14 protein-coding genes and 1 pseudogene are annotated in these 13959 nt (G+C 72.2%); 9 read left to right on the forward strand and 6 right to left on the reverse strand.

The features are described 5' to 3' along the window. Positions 1 to 28: 28 nt before the first annotated feature. Both ACZ7HQ_RS12300 and ACZ7HQ_RS12305 read left to right on the forward strand, forming a co-directional pair. Positions 29 to 1570: an amidohydrolase family protein gene (locus ACZ7HQ_RS12300; RefSeq protein WP_470987635.1), complete on the forward strand. Its 1542-nt coding sequence runs from the start codon at positions 29 to 31 to the stop codon at positions 1568 to 1570. After that, on the forward strand, positions 1567 to 2277 hold the full coding sequence (locus ACZ7HQ_RS12305) for a sulfite exporter TauE/SafE family protein (RefSeq protein ID WP_470987638.1): 711 nt from the start codon (positions 1567 to 1569) through the stop codon (positions 2275 to 2277). The genes ACZ7HQ_RS12300 and ACZ7HQ_RS12305 overlap by 4 nt, the downstream gene beginning before the upstream one ends. 53 nt (positions 2278 to 2330) lie before the next feature. On the opposite strand, the gene ACZ7HQ_RS12310 is transcribed toward ACZ7HQ_RS12305, so the two are convergent. Further along, entirely contained in the window at positions 2331 to 3428 is a 1098-nt protein-coding gene (locus tag ACZ7HQ_RS12310; RefSeq protein WP_470987641.1) for a substrate-binding domain-containing protein, read from the reverse strand. A gap of 184 nt (positions 3429 to 3612) precedes the next feature. Between ACZ7HQ_RS12310 and ACZ7HQ_RS12315 the strand changes: the two genes are divergently transcribed. Then, the gene (locus tag ACZ7HQ_RS12315) at positions 3613 to 5091 is read left to right on the forward strand and encodes a glutamate-cysteine ligase family protein (protein WP_470987644.1); all 1479 of its coding nucleotides are present in this window, start codon (positions 3613 to 3615) and stop codon (positions 5089 to 5091) included. A 6-nt stretch (positions 5092 to 5097) separates the two neighbouring features. On the opposite strand, the pseudogene ACZ7HQ_RS12320 reads toward ACZ7HQ_RS12315, so the two are convergent. After that, a pseudogene (locus tag ACZ7HQ_RS12320) lies at positions 5098 to 5233 on the reverse strand (S41 family peptidase); the annotation flags it as partial. An 18-nt stretch (positions 5234 to 5251) separates the two neighbouring features. Then, positions 5252 to 5620 carry a winged helix-turn-helix transcriptional regulator gene (locus tag ACZ7HQ_RS12325; RefSeq protein ID WP_470987647.1) on the reverse strand — a complete coding sequence of 123 codons (369 nt, stop codon included), beginning with the start codon at positions 5618 to 5620 and terminating at the stop codon, positions 5252 to 5254. A gap of 142 nt (positions 5621 to 5762) precedes the next feature. On the opposite strand from ACZ7HQ_RS12325, the gene ACZ7HQ_RS12330 reads away from it, so the two are divergent. After that, on the forward strand, positions 5763 to 6413 hold the full coding sequence (locus ACZ7HQ_RS12330) for an FMN-dependent NADH-azoreductase (RefSeq protein ID WP_470987650.1): 651 nt from the start codon (positions 5763 to 5765) through the stop codon (positions 6411 to 6413). A 96-nt stretch (positions 6414 to 6509) separates the two neighbouring features. Here the strand turns inward: ACZ7HQ_RS12330 and ACZ7HQ_RS12335 are convergent, their stop codons facing one another. Continuing rightward, entirely contained in the window at positions 6510 to 7292 is a 783-nt protein-coding gene (locus ACZ7HQ_RS12335) for an EamA family transporter (protein WP_470987653.1), read from the reverse strand. Between the two features lie 269 nt (positions 7293 to 7561). On the opposite strand from ACZ7HQ_RS12335, the gene ACZ7HQ_RS12340 reads away from it, so the two are divergent. Beyond that, positions 7562 to 8170, forward strand: a complete 609-nt coding sequence (locus ACZ7HQ_RS12340) for a flavin reductase family protein (protein WP_470987656.1) — start codon at positions 7562 to 7564, stop codon at positions 8168 to 8170. A gap of 93 nt (positions 8171 to 8263) precedes the next feature. Here the strand turns inward: ACZ7HQ_RS12340 and ACZ7HQ_RS12345 are convergent, their stop codons facing one another. Beyond that, positions 8264 to 9025 carry a PDC sensor domain-containing protein gene (locus tag ACZ7HQ_RS12345; RefSeq protein WP_470987659.1) on the reverse strand — a complete coding sequence of 254 codons (762 nt, stop codon included), beginning with the start codon at positions 9023 to 9025 and terminating at the stop codon, positions 8264 to 8266. Between the two features lie 37 nt (positions 9026 to 9062). Further along, entirely contained in the window at positions 9063 to 9803 is a 741-nt protein-coding gene (locus tag ACZ7HQ_RS12350) for a FadR/GntR family transcriptional regulator (protein ID WP_470987661.1), read from the reverse strand. Positions 9804 to 9922: 119 nt separating this feature from the next. Between ACZ7HQ_RS12350 and ACZ7HQ_RS12355 the strand changes: the two genes are divergently transcribed. From ACZ7HQ_RS12355 to ACZ7HQ_RS12370, 4 genes are read left to right on the forward strand one after another with little or no spacing between them, the layout of a single operon-like run. Further along, positions 9923 to 10954: an ABC transporter ATP-binding protein gene (locus tag ACZ7HQ_RS12355; protein WP_470987664.1), complete on the forward strand. Its 1032-nt coding sequence runs from the start codon at positions 9923 to 9925 to the stop codon at positions 10952 to 10954. A 37-nt stretch (positions 10955 to 10991) separates the two neighbouring features. Next, a complete protein-coding gene (locus ACZ7HQ_RS12360; RefSeq protein WP_470987667.1) occupies positions 10992 to 12188 on the forward strand; it encodes an ABC transporter substrate-binding protein in 1197 nt (398 codons plus the stop codon). A gap of 3 nt (positions 12189 to 12191) precedes the next feature. Then, positions 12192 to 13085, forward strand: coding sequence for an ABC transporter permease (locus ACZ7HQ_RS12365; RefSeq protein ID WP_470987669.1), 894 nt, complete (start codon positions 12192 to 12194; stop codon positions 13083 to 13085). A gap of 21 nt (positions 13086 to 13106) precedes the next feature. Next, a complete protein-coding gene (locus ACZ7HQ_RS12370) occupies positions 13107 to 13922 on the forward strand; it encodes an ABC transporter permease (protein ID WP_470987671.1) in 816 nt (271 codons plus the stop codon). The last annotated feature ends 37 nt before the right edge of the window (positions 13923 to 13959 follow it).

Raw genomic sequence — 13959 nt, forward strand, 5'->3', positions numbered from 1 at the left:
ACGCCCGAACGACGAACAACGGAGAACCATGACCGGCCTGCCCCCCGACCGGCTCCGCCATGACGCGCTGCTGCTGGTCCCCGACGTGACGCTCACCCCCGACGGCCCGCTGGAACTGCACGCGGTGGTCGTGCGGGACGGCGTGTTCCACGATGCCGGCCCGGTCGAGCGGATCGTCCGTGCGCACCCGTCGCTGACGCCCGTCCGGTTGCCCGGACATGTGCTGATGCCGGGCTTCGTCGACACCCACCACCATCTGACGCAGAGCTTCGGCGGTGCCCTCGCCTTCGGGGAACCGTCGGAGATCTTCCGCCGGGTGTGGGTGCCGCTGGAGCGCGCTCTGGACGAGGAGTCGGCGTACGTCGCCGCGAAACTGGCCGCGCTGGAGTCCCTGCGGGGCGGCTTCACGACGGTCGCCGAGGCGGGGACCCGGGCCGCGGTGGACGTGGACGTGCTGGCGTCGGCCGCGCGTGACGCGGGCATCCGCTGCGTGCTGGGGCTGGTCTGCAACGACGCCTCGGACGGCACCGGCGACGACGCGGATCCGCGGGCCGTGCTCGCCGCCGCCGAGCAGCACCTCGCGCGCTACGACGCCGACGACCTGGTGCATCCCTCACTCGCGGTGTCCGTGCCGGAGGCCGCGACCGCACCCACACTGGCCGCTACGGCGCGGCTCGCCGCCGACGCGGGCGCGGTCGTACAGATCCACGTGAACGAACACCTCGTCGCCGTCGAGCGTTCCCTCGTCCGGCACGGGCTGCGGCCCCTGGAGTATCTGCACCATGTGGGCGCCCTGGGACCGCAGCTGCTGGCCGCGCACGCGACGCTGCTCACTCCCGCCGAGGTCACGCTGCTCGCGGACAGCGGCACGGCGGTGAGCTACAACCCGGTCGCCAGCGCGTGGAAGGGCAACGCGGTGGCCCCCGCGGTCACCTTCGCCGAGCGCGGCGTCCGGTTCGGGCTCGGCACCGACGGGACACGCGGGGACGGCTTCCGGCTCACGGACGCGGCAGAGTTCGCTCAGCGACTCACCTACGGCCTGACCAGCGGAGACTCCTCCTGCGGTGCCGGGTGGACCTGGCTGGAGCGGGCCACGGCGGGCGGCGCGGACGCGGTCGGCCTCGGCCGGCGCACGGGCCGGATCGTGCCCGGTGCCGCCGCGGACTTCCTGCTGGTGGACGTCGGCGGACCGGAGATGCAGCCCTCCTGGGACCTGCCGTGGGAACTGGTCCGGCGCGGCAACCGCGACCAGCTCACCGCCGTGTTCGTCGCCGGCCGGCTGCGCCTGTGGCAGGGCTGGCCGCCGGACTGGGACGGTCCGGCACTGGTCCGACGGGCCGCCGAACTGGGGCCACGCGTGGTGGGCCGCGCAGGGGTGACGCGGGCCCACCCGACGTCGGTGACGGCGCGGCAGCGGACGGCGGCGGCCAACGCCTCCCCGCCCTCGCCCACCACGCTCGCGACGGGGGACGGGGCCACGGTTTCGTCGCCTCATGAGCATGCCCACCGCTCCGTCCTCCCCACCCCGTCTCCCGCGGAGCCCACGTCCTGTCCCGGTGGCCGGCGATGAGCGGGGGCACGCTGGCGGTGCTGGCGTTGACGGTCGCGGCGGCCGCGTTCGTGCAGGGTGCCAGCGGTCTCGGGTTCGCGCTGATCGTCGCGCCCGTCGCCGGCCTGCTCGACCCGGCGCTGCTGCCCGTGTTCGTGCTGACCGCGATGATCCCGCTCAATCTGTACGTCGCCTGGCGCGAGCGGCAGAGTCTCGATCTGCGCGGCGCCCGGTGGATCACGGCGGCGCGGCTGACCGCGACGCCGGCGGGTCTGGCACTGCTCTGGGCGATCCCCCCGGGCGCCCTGGGACCCGTCGTGGGCGCGGCGACGGTACTGGCGGCCGTGGTGAGCCTCGTCGTGCCGTCGTTCGTACCCGGGCGCGGAGCCTACGTGGGGGCCGGTGTCGTCACCGGGCTGACCGAGACCGCGACGGGAGTGGGCGGCCCGCCCCTCGCCCTCGTCTACCAGCACCGGCCGCCGGGCGAGCTGCGGGCGACGGTCGCCGCCTGCTTCCTGGTGGGCGAAGTCGCCTCACTCCTCCTGCTGTTCGTCACCGGGCGGGGACGTCCGGCCGACATGGGCTGGGCACTCCTGCTCCTGCCCGCGCTCGCCGCGGGGGCCTGGCTGAGCCGGCTCGTGCACCGGCGCGTCGACGCGAAGCGGATGCGGGCCCTCGTCCTCGTCTTCGCCCTGGTGTCGGGGGTGGTACTGATGGCGGGGACGTGACACCGCCCTGCCGGACAGACCGGGTCCGCGTCTGCCGGCGGACCTGACCTGGTCTACTCCGTACCCATGGTCGGGGGTGGCCCGCCGGTCGCGGTCGGCGGGTGGCGCAGCGACGAGGCGCGCGGCACCAGCCGGGGCTCCCCGGAGGACACCTCGCCTTCGGTGTCCGCCGGGTCGGCCGCGCCGGTGGCCGGTCGCGCGCCCAGCCGGGCGAGCAGCAGCTCCACCGCGTCCGCGGCGGCCCGGTCCAGACGCAAGTCGACCGCGGTGAGCGGCGGTTCGCAGGTGCGGGCGCGCAGTCCGTCGTACCGGGTGACGACCATGACGTCGTCGGGGATACGGCGTCCCGTCTCCCTCAGCGCCCGTACGGCGCCCACGGCGAAGGCGTCGACGAGCACGCACAGCGCGTCGGTGCCGGGGTGCTCCGCGAGCAGCGCGGCGCAGCGGTCGTACCCCGCCTGCTCGCCGCCGTCCTCCGGGGCGGTGGCGACGATCGGCGGCCAGCCGTGCGCGGCGGCGGTCCGTTCGTAGGCCGCGCGGGCGTCGACGGAGGAGTGGCGGGTGCCCGCGCCGACGATGAGCGCGGGGCTGCGGGCGCCCTGCTCCCGCAGATGGTCCAGGAGGAGTTCGACCACGCCGCCGCCGTGCAGGTCCACGTAGGGGGCGTCGTCGTCGGGCGCGGTGGGCCGGCCCAGCGCCACGTACGGCAGTCCGCGCTCGCGCAGTTGGGCCACGGCCGCGTCGTCCGCCTCGGGCTCGACCACGATCGCGCCGTCGATGTCGACGGAGTACAGCGCCGACCCGGACTGCACGGGCGGGATCAGCACCAGGGCGTAGTCGTGGACGAGGGCCCGCTCGGCCGCGGCGGCGGCCACCTCCATGTAGAAGCCGAGCCGCGAGGGACCGCCGGCCACTGCGAACGGCATCGAGGACGCCAGCGCGATGGCCTTGGCCTGGCCCCGGCGCAGCCGCTGGGCGCGCAGGTTGGGCCGGTAGCCCAGCTCGGCGGCGATCTTCTTGATGCGTTCCCGGGTCCGCGGGTCGACCTTGCCGATGCCGTTGAGGGCGTGGGACACCGTGGTCCGCGACACCGACGCCGCCGCGGCGACGTCGGCGATCGTGGGCCGGCGAGCGCCGTGCGAGCTGGTCATGGGCCCCATCTTCGCAACCTGTGCCGCGGGGAGCCACCACGACCCCGTGGCCCGGGTACCGCACCTACTCATCGCGGAGACCGTCGCCCGCCGCGGGGCAGCCGGGGGCCGCGCGTGGTGAGGCCCACGTGATGGTGCGACTCTGGGTGGAGAGGTCTGCGACGAGGGGAATCCTGGAGGGCCGATGGGACGCGACGTCCCGGCGCTCGTCTTCACCCGCGAGGACCGCCGCCGGTACCGGATCAAGATGCACAAGTGCCTCGACGCGCTGGCGCAGATGCTGCGCGAGTCACGGTTCGAGGCCGAGCGGCCGCAGGTCGGCCTGGAGATAGAGCTGAACCTGGTCGGCGACGACGCCGAGCCGGCGATGCGCAACACCGATGCGCTGAAGGCGATCTCCGACCCCGCCTGGTCCACCGAGCTGGGCCGGTTCAACCTGGAGATCAACGTGCCGCCCCGGCGGCTGACGGCTGGCGGCCCCGACGCGTGGGAGTCGGAGATCCGCGCCGCACTGAACCACGCCGACGAGCGGGCCCGGACGATCGGCACCCGGCTGATCATCATCGGGATCCTGCCCACCCTGCGCCAGGAGGACATCGGCGAGGAGACCCTGTCGGAGAACCCTCGCTACCAACTGCTCAACGACCAGATCTTCGCGGCCCGGGGCGAGGACCTTCGCATCGAGGTGGACGGCGTGGACCGGTTGCGCACCTACGCCGACACCATCACCCCCGAGGCGGCGTGCACGAGCACGCAGTTCCATCTGCAGGTCTCGCCCGAGGAGTTCGCCGGTTACTGGAACGCGGCACAGGCCATCGCGGGGGTGCAGGTCGCGCTGGCGGCGAACTCGCCGTTCCTGTTCGGCAAGGAGCTGTGGCACGAGACCCGTGTCCCGCTGTTCGAACAGGCCACGGACACCCGGCCGGAGGAGATCAAGGTGCAGGGCGTACGGCCCCGGGTGTGGTTCGGGGAGCGGTGGATCAACAGCGTCTTCGACCTCTTCGAGGAGAACCTGCGCTACTTCCCGGCTCTCCTTCCGCTGTGCGAGGAGCAGGACCCGGTGGAGACGCTGGACCGCGGGGACATCCCCGAACTCGGCGAACTGACCCTGCACAACGGCACGATCTACCGCTGGAACCGTCCGGTGTACGCCGTCTCGCACGACGTCCCGCACATCCGGGTGGAGAACCGGGTCCTGCCCGCCGGTCCGACCGTGGCCGACACCCTCGCCAACGGTGCCTTCTACTACGGGCTGACCCGTGCCCTGGTGGAGGAGGACCGGCCGGTGTGGTCGCGGATGTCGTTCGCGGCCGCCGAGGACAACCTGCACACCGCCGCCCGGCACGGCATCGACGCCCTGCTGTACTGGCCCGGGATGGGCGAGGTACCGGTGCCGGAACTGGTCCTGCGGCGGCTGCTGCCGCTGGCGCACCGAGGCCTCGAACACTCCGGCATGGACGACGCGTGGCGGGAGCCGTTGCTCGGCATCATCGAGCAGCGCTGTGTGACGGCACGCAACGGTGCCGTGTGGCAGAAGGAGACGTTCCACCACCTCGACGCCACCGCGCACGCCGGCCGGCACGAGGTGCTGCGCCGGATGACCCAGCTGTACATCGACTACATGCACCTCAACGCCCCGGTGCACACCTGGCCGGTGGACTGAGCCGGCTCAGCGGCCCAGGAGGTTCACGGCGCGGTCGAAGGCGGAGTCGCGGTTTCTCGGCGAACTCCTCCCGGATGAAGACCCGTTCGGTCAGCTGCGGCGGGATGCCCGTGCCGCCGAAGGTGCGGCCGGTGCGGGTCAACGCTGCAGGTCAATACACCTAGCGCTCCATACCAGGACACGCCGGGGCGTCCGGCAGGTGGGACTTCGCCCACCGGGCCAGTTCCTGGAGCGCCGGCTCCAGGGCGGCCCCCGCCTCGGTCAGCCGGTAGGACACCCGCAGCGGCGGGCCCTCGTCGACCTCCCGGAGCACCAGCCCGGCCGCGCCGAGTTCCGCGAGCCGGTCGGACAGCATGCGCTCGCTGATGCCGGGGACGGCCCGGCGCAGGTCGGCGAAATGCGCGGGCTGTTCCACCAGGACGGCCACGATGGGGCCGCTCCAGCGCTTTCCGAGCAGCTGGAAGACCCGGGTGATGCCATCGTCCACCCGCTTGCACGCCGCACTGTCGTGGGTCACGTCCGCCGCCATGCGATCAGGGTACTACCCCGTCGTAGGTGAAAAAAAGTAAGCTCCTGTGTTAGAGATAGTCCAGTACGAAAAATCACCCCGGCGGCGTCCCACCGCCGGGGTGCGCAACCCCTTATCCCTTTTGCACCCCTTCGGAGTCACCATGGCCACCCTGCTGCACATCGACTCGTCCGTGCTCCCGGCCGAAGCCTCGGCCTCGCGCGCCGTGACCGCGGCTTTCCGCGCGCACTGGCAGGAGCAGCACCCCGACGGCACGGTCGTCTACCGCGACCTGTCGGCACAGCCCGTCCCGCACATCACCGCCGACGCGCACACCGCCGGCTTCGCCGACCCGGCCTCGCACACGCCCGGGCAGGCCGCGGCCTTCGCCGAGCGCGTCCAGCTGATCGAGGAACTGGAGCAGGCCGACGCCGTGCTGATCGGCGCCCCGATGTACAACTTCTCGGTTCCCTCGACCCTGAAGGCCTGGCTGGACAACGTCATCCTGATCGGCCGTACCGCGGGTGAGGCCCCGTCCGCCAAGGGCACTCCGGTGACCGTCGTCGCCAGCCGGGGCGGCGCGTACGGACCCGGCACCCCGCGCGAGGGGTACGAGTACGTGCAGAACTACCTCACCGCCGTCCTCGCCGACGCCCTCGGCCTGGACGTCGACTTCATCGTCCCGGAGCTGACCATGGCCCCGCAGAACCCGGCGATGGCCGAGCTGGTCCCGCTGTACGAGGCCTCCCGCGACCGCGCCTTCGAGGAGGCCACCGCGAAGGCCAAGCAGCTCGCGGAGCGCCTCGCGGCCTGACCGGCGCATCCCGGCCCGGGCGCCGCCGCGAGGAGGGTGCCCGGGCCGGTCGCCCGCGCACGGGGTGTGCAACCCCGGGTCCGCGGACGGAAGGGCTCAGCGGTGGCGGCAGGGGGGCGACGGGCCCGGCCGGCCGGCCGGGATGTCCGGCGAGGTGCGGGCCGCCTCCGTGCGCGTCGCCCCCACCGAGGCGAACCCCACCGCCGCCACCCCCGCCCACTGGGCGACGGCGAGGTGCTGGCCCAGGAAGAACAGGCCGATCAGGGCCCCGATGGCCGGTTCCAGGCTGGTGAGGATCCCGAAGACGCGCGGCGTGAGGCGGCGCAGGGCTTCCAGCTGGGCGGTGTAGGGAACGACGCTGGAAAGGACGGCGACCGCAGCGGCCAGGGCGAGCGTGCCCGGGTCCAGAAGGCGGGTGCCCGCCTGCGTGATGCCGCAGGGAAGGCTGAGCAGCGCTCCCCAGGTGACGGCCAGCGCGAGACCGCGGCCGTCGGGGAGGCGTTCGGCCAGCCGTCTGCCGATCAGGATGTATCCGCCCCAGCAGCAACCGGCCACGGTGGCGCACATGATGCCGGCGGCGTCCAGGGCCGTACCGGAGCGGCTGAGCAGGACGACGCCGGTCGCGGCGAGGGCCGCCCACAGCAGGTCGGGGGCGCGGCGCGAGCCGCACAGGGCGAGGGCGAAGGGACCGAGGAACTCCAGGGTGGTGGCGGCGCCCAGCGGCAGCCGGGCGACCGCCTCGTAGTACGCGAGATGGTGCACGGCGAGCAGCGTTCCGGCGACGGCCGCGATACCGAGGCCTGCCCGGTCACCGCGGATCCGGGGCCGCCACACAGCGGTCAGGACGATGGCGGCGACGGCCAGCCGCAGGGTCACCACGCCGGCCGGTCCCACGGCGGGGTAGAGCCGGGTCGTCAGTGCGGCTCCGCCCTGCAGGCCGAGGATTCCGCCGAGGACGAGCCCCGGGGCGGGTACGGTGCCGAGTCCCCGGCCGAGAGCGAGTGCGGCGCGTGCGCGCGGGGTGGGGTACGAGCTGATGGTTACCGGGCTCCTTGTGCGGCTGCCCTCGCACCCTAGGGCGACGGTCGTTGATGATCAATGGTGGGGTGGGTGGCACGGCCGGCGGCGGTACCGCTTAGCGTGCTGTCATGCGCGTCGACCACTCACCCGATTCGATGGGCGCCGGAGCGTTCTACCGCCTGCTCACGGCCGTCGTCGTCCCCCGGCCGATCGCCTGGGTCTCGACCCTCGCTGCGGACGGCGAGACGGCGAACCTGGCCCCGCACTCGTTCTTCACCGTCGCCTGCACCGATCCGCCGGTCGTCCAGTTCACCTCGGTGGGCCGGAAGGACTCGCTGCGCAATGTCGAGGAGACCGGTGAGTTCGTCGTGAACTTCGCCCCCGAGCCGCTCCTCGCCGAGATCAACGCGACGGCGACCGACTTCCCCCGCGACCGGGGCGAGTTCGACGCCGTGGGCATCGCGCGGGAAGCCTCGCTGCGGGTGCGGCCGCCGCGCGTGGCCGCGTCTCCGGTCGCGCTCGAATGCACACTGCACTCGACGCTGCGCCTGGGCGATTCGACGGTGGTGTTCGGCCGGGTGGTGCACGCCGCCGTCGACGAGGACGTGCTGGTGGACGGCCGGCCCGACATCGGACGGCTCCGGCCGCTCTCCCGGCTCGGCGGCAACGAGTGGGGAACGACCGGCGACATCCGTGAACTGGCCCGCGTACCGTACCGGGCCCGGAAGCACGACTGAGCCGCCCGACCACTCGGCGGGCACCGGCACACCCGTCCCGCGACCTGGGCCGCGCGGCGGACCGGCACCGCCGGAACCGGCCCGGCCGCCGGTTCAGGCCAGCACCAGTACCAGCGGCACACCCCGGCACGGCACCAGGCGCAGGGTGTCGTACGTGCCGGGCCGGGCCGTGCCGAGCAGTTCACCGAAGTCCGGGCCCTTGGTGAGGGAGCCGGCCAGATGGGTGGGGTCTGCGGAGGCGGCGACCCGGCCCCGGGCGTTGACCAGGTGGGCGGGGCGGGGCAGACGCCGCAGCAGCGGAAGGACGGCCGCCTCGAAGTGCCGTAGGTAGACGTCGGCGGCGGCCACCCCGGCGAACCGGCCCTGCAGCAGCACCGGTTCGGACAGGGTCAGGCTGTACTCGTCGGAGCAGAGGTAGTCGACGTACGGTCCGGCCACCGCCCGGCGCCCGGTGTCACGGGGCAGTGCGAACCAGTCCCAGTGCGTGTAGTCGGAGTACGCCGACTGGCCGGGATCGAGGTCGAGCACGAGCGGGCGTACGTCACCGCCGGCGCCCGTCTGCCACCACTCCAGCCAGGCGGGTACGTCGGACAGCAGACCGGGGGCCGCAACGAATCCGACGCCGGAGACCAGTTCCTCGCGGGTGAGGTGCAGGTGCAGTCCGGGCCGGAGGGCGGCGAGGTCGGCGCTGGCGGGCGGCCGGTCCTGCGCGGCCGCCCGGTCGAGCAGGGCCTCGGTGTCGGCGCGGGTGGCGGCGACGGTCTCGAAGACGGCTTCCAGCGCACCGCCGACCTGCGCGGCCACCCAGGTCTCCGGCTCCGTGTCGAGGGTGGCGAGCCCGGGGCTCCAGCCCATGGTGTCCTCCAGCGCACGGGAACCGGACGTGGCACGGTCAGAGGGTGAGACGTACGGCGACGAGTCGCGCCGTCGACTCCCTGACGCACCGCTCGGCCAGCGTGCCGGCCGTTTCGTGAGCCCCATCCTGCACGGCGGAGATCACGGAGCGGTGACGGTCCGCAACTTCTTCACGATATGCGTCGTCGGCGAGGACGAGGCACAGCAGTGCGCCGATCTCGCGCTGCAGGGCGACCTGTTCGCGGGTGAGCCGGGCGGACTGGGCGGCCGCGGCGAGTTCGACGTGGAAGCGGCCGTACAGACGGCTGCGCGCCGCCGCGTCCGCCGCGCGGGTCAACTCCTCTGACGTGCGGCGCAGTTGACGCAGGTCCTCGGGTTCGGTGCGCTGCGCGGCGAGCCGGGCGGCGGCGCCGGACAGGGCGGCCCAGTGGTCGCCCAGGTCGCGCAGTTCCTCGGTGCTCCAGCCGCGCAGCCGGGCCTTGAGGCGGTCGTCGGCGGGGACTTCGGGCAGGGAGACGAAGCTGCCGCCGCCGCGGCCCCGGCGCGTGGTGACCAGGCCCTGTTGCCGCAGGGCCATGAGCGCCTCGCGCAGGGTGACCGTGGAGACGCCGAGCTGGCCGGCCAGCTCGGTCTCGCCGGGCAGCTGCTCGCCGTCGGCCAGGAGTCCCAGCTCTATGGCGTCGCCGATACGCCGGACGACCGCGTCCACCCGGGCCCGGCTGTCCACCGGACTGAAGACGGCCCTGCGGGCGCCGCCCTCGATCTCGTGCTGGCTCACGGTCACCACCTCGTGCATTGACTCAAGCTTTACCTCAAGGGGACCTTGAGCTTAGAACTATGACTTCATATGTTTGCCGTCAAGCGGTTCAACGTACAGCGCGCCAGAAAGGTTCCCGTATGGAGGGAATTGCGATCCGGCTGCAGGACCTGCGGAAGTCGTTCGGCGAGACCACCGCCGTGGCCGGGGTCGACCTGGAGATACGGGACGGGGAGTTCTTCTCCATGCTGGGTCCCTCCGGCTCCGGGAAGACGACGGTCCTCCGGCTCGTCGCCGGGTTCGAGACACCGGACCGGGGCCGGATCGAACTCGCCGGCCAGGAGGTCACCGGCCTCGCCCCGTTCGAGCGGGACGTGCACACGGTCTTCCAGGACTACGCCCTCTTCCCGCACATGACGGTCGAGCAGAACGTCGCCTACGGACTGAAGGTCCGCAGGGTGCCGAAGGCCGAACGCCTGGTCCGCGCCCGCAAGGCCCTCGCCGAGGTCCGCCTCGAGGGCTACGGGCAGCGGCGCCCGGCCCAGCTCTCCGGAGGCCAGCGCCAGCGCGTCGCCCTCGCCCGCGCCCTGGTCGGCCGGCCCCGGGTGCTGCTGCTGGACGAGCCCCTCGGCGCCCTCGACCTGAAGCTGCGCGAGCAGATGCAGGTCGAACTGAAGGCGATCCAGCGGGAGGTCGGCATCACCTTCGTCTTCGTCACCCATGACCAGGAGGAGGCCCTGACGATGAGCGACCGCATCGCCGTCTTCGACCGGGGCCGCATCGCCCAGGTCGGCACGCCCGCGGAGATCTACGAGCGCCCGGCGACCGGCTTCGTCGCCTCCTTCGTCGGCACCTCGAACCTCCTCGACGGGGAGCGGGCCCACCGGATCGTCGGCACCCCGGGCACCTACAACATCCGGCCGGAGAAGATCCGGGTCATGAAGGAGTCCGCCGAGGCGGACGAGCCGGAGCACGCCACCGCGACAGGAACCGTCGCCGAGGTCGTCTATCTCGGCGACGCCACCCGCTTCCTGGTCGACCTCGACGGCGGCGGGCGACTCACCGCGCTCCAGCAGAACCTGGAGACCTCCTCCGAGGACGTCGCCGCCTATCGCGGCACCCGGGTGCGCCTGACGTGGCATCGCCGGCACGCCGTCCGTCTGCCCTCCTGACCTCTCCCCCGCCCCTCACGTCCCCATGGAGAACGCCGTGCGTCCCACCCGTACCCTGCGCGCCGCGGCCTGTGCCGCCGCGCTGCTGCTCGCCGCCGCCTGTGACTCCTCCGGCTCGGGCAGCTCGTCCGCCACCGGCCTCAACCCGCCCGACCTCAAGGCCCCGACGAAGCTCGGCAAGACGGAGGGCCAGGTCAATCTGATCGCCTGGGCCGGCTATGTCGAGGACGGCTCCAACGACCCCAAGGTGAACTGGGTCGGCGACTTCGAGAAGCAGACGGGCTGCCAGGTCCACTCCAAGGTGGCCGCCAGCTCGGACGAGATGGTCAAGCTGATGAAGACCGGCGAGTACGACGCCGTCTCCGCCTCCGGTGACGCCTCCCTGCGGCTGATCGCCTCCGGTGACGCGGCCCCGGTCAACACCGCGCTGGTCCCCAACTACAAGGACATCTTCACCGGGCTGAAGAACGGCGCCTGGAACTCGGTGAAGGGCCAGATGTACGGCATCCCGCACGGCCGGGGCGCCAACCTGCTGATGTACAACACCCAGAAGGTCAAGCCCGCGCCCACCTCCTGGTCCGCCGTCTTCGACGACGCCGCGCGGTACAAGGGGCACGTCACCGCGTACGACTCGCCGATCTACATCGCCGACGCGGCCCTCTATCTCAAGGCCACCAAGCCGGAGTTGAAGATCAAGGACCCGTACGCGCTGGACCAGAAGCAGTTCGACGCGGCCGTCGCCCTGCTCAAGCAGCAGAACAAGGACGTCGGCGAGTACTGGAGCGACTACCTCAAGGAGGTCTCCGCCTTCAAGAGCGGTGACTCGGTGGTCGGCACCACCTGGCAGGTCATCGCCAACCTCGCGTCCTCCGAGGGCGCCAAGGTCAAGGCGCTGGTGCCGAAGGAGGGTTCGACCGGCTGGTCCGACACCTGGATGGTCTCCAGCAAGGCCAAGCACCCCAACTGCGCCTACAAATGGCTGAACTGGATCGTCTCGCCCAAGGTCAACGCCCAGGTCGCCGAGTACTTCGGTGAGGCCCCGGCCAACTCCAAGGCCTGCGCCGAGACCAGCGACAAGAACTTCTGCACCGTCTTCCACGCGGCCGACGAGAGCTACTGGAAGAGGATCGCCTTCTGGAACACGCCCATCGAGCAGTGCCTGGACGGCCGCAAGGACGTCACGTGCGTGCCGTACGCCAAGTGGGTGCAGGCCTGGACCGAGATCAAGGGCTGAGCCGTGACGACCGACGCGACGACCGCCGCCGGCCGGGGAACCGTCCGGCGGCTGGCCGGAAGCCTGCACCGCAGACCCCGGCTGCGGCTGGCCCTGCTGCTCTCCGCCCCGCTGCTGTGGCTCGCCGTCCTGTACCTCGGCTCGCTGGCGGTCCTGTTCGTCTCCGCGTTCTGGACCACGAACTCCTTCACCTCCCAGGTGGTGAAGGTCTGGTCGACGGACAACTTCCACGAGCTGTTCACCACGCCCGTCTTCCGTGAGGTGATCCTGCGCAGTGTCGGCGTGGCGCTCGCGGTGACCGTGCTGTGCGCGCTGATCGCCTTTCCGGTGGCCTTCTACACCGCACGCGTGGCCCGGCCCAGGTGGCGCCCGCTGCTCGTGGTGGCCATCCTCACCCCGCTGTGGGCGAGTTACCTGGTCAAGGTGTACGCCTGGCGGCTGATCCTGTCCCAGGGCGGCCTCGCCGACTGGATGCTCGCTCCGTTCGGGCTGAGCGGCCCCGGCTTCGGCCTGCCCGCCACGGTCCTGACGCTGACGTACCTGTGGCTGCCGTACATGATCCTGCCGATCCACACGGCGCTCGAACAGCTCCCGGCCAGCCTGCTCGACGCCTCGGCCGACCTCGGGGCGCGGGCGGGGCGGACCTTCCGGTCGGTGGTCCTGCCCATGGTGCTGCCCTCGGTCGCGGCCGGCTCGGTGTTCACCTTCTCGCTGAGCCTCGGTGACTACATCACCGTGCAGATCGTCGGCGGCAAGACCCAGCTGATCGGCAACCTCGTGTACTCCAACATCGAACTCAACCTGCCCATGGCCGCCGCCCTCGGCACCGTCCCCGTCGTCGTGATCGTGCTGTACCTGCTGGCGATCCGCCGTTCGGGCGCCCTCAACAGCCTGTAGGACCCTCAGGAGAAGAGCGCCATGCATCTCAGCCGCACCGCGCGCATCGCCCTGCGCGCCGGCGCCGTGCTCGGTTTCGCGGTGATCTACGTCCCGCTGCTGCTCGTGCTCGTCAACTCGCTCAGTCCCGACCGCAGCGCCAGCTGGCCGCCGCCGGGGCTGACCTTGCACTGGTGGTCGGTGGCCGTGCACAACTCCGGTGCCCGGCAGGCCCTGTGGGTGTCCGTGAAGGCGGGGCTCGGGGCGACCGCGATCGCGCTGGTCCTCGGCACGCTCATCGCGTTCGCCGTGGCCCGGCACCGCTTCTTCGGCCGCGACACGGTGTCGTTCATCGTGGTGCTGCCGATCGCGCTGCCCGGCATCGTCACCGGTATCGCCCTCAACTCTGCGTTCAGCACGGTGCTGGAGCCGCTCGGGGTGGGCCTCGGGCTTTTCACGGTGATCGTCGGGCATGCCACGTTCTGCATCGTGGTGGTCTTCAACAACGTGGTGGCGCGGCTGCGCCGTACGGCGGCCTCGTACGAGGAGGCGGCCATGGATCTCGGCGCGACGACCTTCCGTGCCTTCGCCGACGTCACCTTCCCGCTGGTCCGCTCCGCGCTGCTGGCCGGCGCGCTGCTCGCCTTCGCCCTGTCCTTCGACGAGATCGTGGTCACCACGTTCACCGCGGGACCCGGCATCGAGACGCTGCCGATCTGGATCTTCGACAACATGACCCGGCCGCAGCAGGCCCCGGTGGTGAACGTGGTGGCCGCGGTACTCGTCCTGCTGTCGGTGATCCCGATCTACGTCGCCCAGCGGCTGTCCGCGGACACGGCGACGTCGAGCCGGGTGTGAGAGCCTGCACGGCGGACGAACGGGGGGACGCATGAGG

It is taken from the genome of Streptomyces sp. NPDC037290, assembly GCF_055603245.1.